The 3014-nt window shown below is 35.0% G+C and carries 2 protein-coding genes; one reads left to right on the top strand and one right to left on the bottom strand.

Annotated features, from left to right (window positions below; translation table 11 throughout):
* Positions 1-272: 272 nt before the first annotated feature.
* The gene (locus FB586_RS18430; RefSeq protein WP_136520829.1) at positions 273-731 is read left to right on the top strand and encodes a replication/maintenance protein RepL; all 459 of its coding nucleotides are present in this window, start codon (positions 273-275) and stop codon (positions 729-731) included.
* Positions 732-760: 29 nt separating this feature from the next.
* Here the strand turns inward: FB586_RS18430 and mobV are convergent, their stop codons facing one another.
* Complete coding sequence (gene mobV, locus FB586_RS18425) at positions 761-2146, bottom strand: MobV family relaxase (RefSeq protein ID WP_002081876.1); 1386 nt, start codon at positions 2144-2146, stop codon at positions 761-763.
* Positions 2147-3014 lie beyond the last annotated feature (868 nt).

Genomic DNA, 3014 nt, shown 5'->3' with positions numbered 1-3014 from the left:
CTCGACTACTGCATTGGGGAAAGCCCTCTAAAAAAAATGAAAAAAGAATATATTTAAGGCGATATTTATCGCCTTAAATATATAGAAAAGAGTAAGCAGGGGGTAAAAAGTAGATTTTAAGCTGATATATAGCTATTGAAGGGCATTTTCTTTGGTCTAATTTTTTATACTTTTTGGTCTAATTTTTTATACCTTTTGGTCTATTTTTTTTTGACCTTTTGGTCTAATTATGATAAAATGGAAATATAAAAATATAGGAGAAAGGTGATAATATGCCAAAACAAAAAACTGAAAACGAAATAATATATAACGGTAAAAGTCGATGGAGAAACCTAGATACAGGTGAAATAATAGAAACTGATGAAGTCATAAAGAAAACTCCTAGAAATGGTTTTATGATCACATATTTAACTGCAATCGTTCAATTAATAGATAGTTTAGGTAATAAAAAAATGCAAGTTGTAAAATACATATTAGAAAACATGGACAAATCAACAAATACGTTAATTATAACTACAAGAGAATTGACCGAAAAAAGCAAGGTATCTAGACAAACTGTAATAGACACATTAAAAACACTGGAGCAAGCCCAAATAATTACTAGAAGAACTGGAGCAATAATGATACATCCAAGCCTTGTTCATCGTGGTAAAGATACAAAAGAGAAATACTTACTTGCTAGATTCGAAGATTTTAATAATAATAAGGCTCCAATTACTGCAGTCGAATAAACCGCCCAAGAATTGATTCTAAGGCGGTTTTACCTTTCCATATCATATCCTCGTTGTTTAGTCATTTCGTTTTTATGTTCACGCTCAAAGTAATCCTCTACTTCCCTTCCAACTAGTTCATTCTTAACAAGCCCTCTAAACGTTTTAAATTGCTCTTTAAAGACTTTTTTCGTTTGTTGATATAAAACCTTTACGTTTATCTTCAAATCGTTTATATGAGCTTGTAACGAGCCTATTTTTGTATGTAATTCTTTATTTCTCTCTCTCAACTCCGCATTAATCTGATGAGATGCTTTTAAATTGTTAGACAAGCCCTCTACTTGCAGGTGTAATTTTTTATTTTCTTCCACCAAATCTGTACTTTGCAAACGTTCATAATCCCTTTTGACCATATAGGCAGCGTTCACCATTTTTTGTACTCTTTTCAATTCGTTCGTTCCAATAATCCAATTCCCAGTGTTTTTGGTTATCGTTTCTGTTTTAAATAATCCTTTTTTCACAACCTCTGTTTTTTTCTCTTTCCCTTTTGCATTGATTTTGATTTCTTGTGGTAATTGTTCACTGAGATCTAAAAGCTTTTTCTTTTTACTTTCAAATTCTTTATCTAAAGATTGGATTTTTCTCTCCAAGTCTTTTTCTTTTATCTTTATTTCCGCATCCATCGCCTTTTTTTGTTTCTCTATTTCTAGAGAATGCTTTTTTAAATCCTTAACGGTATCAACACCAATCGTTTTATCATTTAAAATTCCATCTTTGTAGATGTGTGGTATTTCCTTTTTCAAAAATGTATCTAAATCTTGGTGGAATGTCTTTAAATCTTTTCTTGTTAAAACCTCTTTGGCTGAAACTTTTTCCCGTTGTTTTTTCTCGTCCCAAACAACAGGCATAAAAGCAAAATGCATATGAGGTGTTGTTTCGTCCTTATGTACGTTAGCGGACAATACATTTTTTTCACCGCCATAACGATTCGCTAAAAACTCATAGGTTTTTTCAAAAAATTCACGTTGTTCTTTTTCTGAAGTCCCCTTCAAGTTTTCTGGTAACGTAACAACCCAATCACTACAAACTTTTACATCTTTCCGATTCAAACAATGTACTTCACGTAATCGATCATTCATGCGGGAAAGTGTATCTCCTTCTTTTTCGCATAAATCATAATTTAAATTTGACCGCTCATTATCAATCTCTTGATTCGAATGATTTTCTGTTTTTCTGTCCCAATGAATCGATAATCCTTGTACGCTGCCTTTTGTATATTTTTCTACATGAGCCACAAGTAAGCCCCCCTTTTGGTAATCAGCATAGCACGAAGATTGAGAGAATCCAATAATTTGGTCTAGCACGTTATACCAAATTTCATTTGGACGTGCTCTGCGAGGCTCGTTGGCTTCGCCAAACCATGCCTTGCATGGCAAAAAAACCTCGGACTTTGTCCGAACCTACAAGGGGAACTCTTCCCCTTGACCCCATCAATCGAACTCCCCAACCCCTCAATCCTTGAGGGACTCCCTCGCCGGTTGGCAGGCCAAAACGTTTGACGTTTTGACAGGCCAAGAGGGTGAAGAATCAATTGCACGTGTCAATTCCTTAATGCTCCTTTCATGGATCAGCACAAACCGCTGACCCCTTCCAGTCCGCTTACCATTGACACTTACCGCTAATTTTTCCTTTTCCAACAATCGCTTTGCAAATTACTCCAAACATATGTGTTTCCTATTCGAATGAATATAAGAGTAAAGTACATAATAAATATGAAATATACCTTCAACCTTCAACTGTTACCCCTAAAAAGAACCCTATCCAACATTAGGGTTCTTTTTTCATACCAAGCCAAAAATAAAAAAGGCTTATCCAGTTATATACACATTTTTGTCCCCTGCATACACTACTTATGTACAACTGCCTACTTGATAAATTGCCATACAACAGAGTGATTGAAAGGGGATTTTATGAATTATTCATTTAATAAATCTGATAAATTAATCCCTTTTAAAAAGAACTACGGGTGTTCAAAAACAGCCTGTAGGGACCCTTGTAGTTCAATACCAATAAAAAAGTCAAAATCCTATATAGTGGATTTTGACTTTTTTATTGGTATCCCCCTTGTTTTTGGGTGTGAGTGCTGGCTGGGGGTTTGGGGGCTAGCCCCCAGGAACTTAACGTAATTTTATATGGCATTAGTGAAATTCTTGAACGATAGATCAAGGCGGTTCGGCAGGTACAATTGCTAGTCCAAGTCGTGCAACTTAAATCCTCGTTTTTGGTATGTTCGGCTTGGCGACA

Origin of the sequence: Cellulomonas telluris (genome assembly GCF_004886325.1) — a bacterium.
Lineage (GTDB): Bacteria > Actinomycetota > Actinomycetes > Actinomycetales > Cellulomonadaceae > Cellulomonas > Cellulomonas telluris.
Note: the sequence above shows the minus strand (reverse complement) of the source record. Positions and strands in the feature narration are given on the sequence as shown.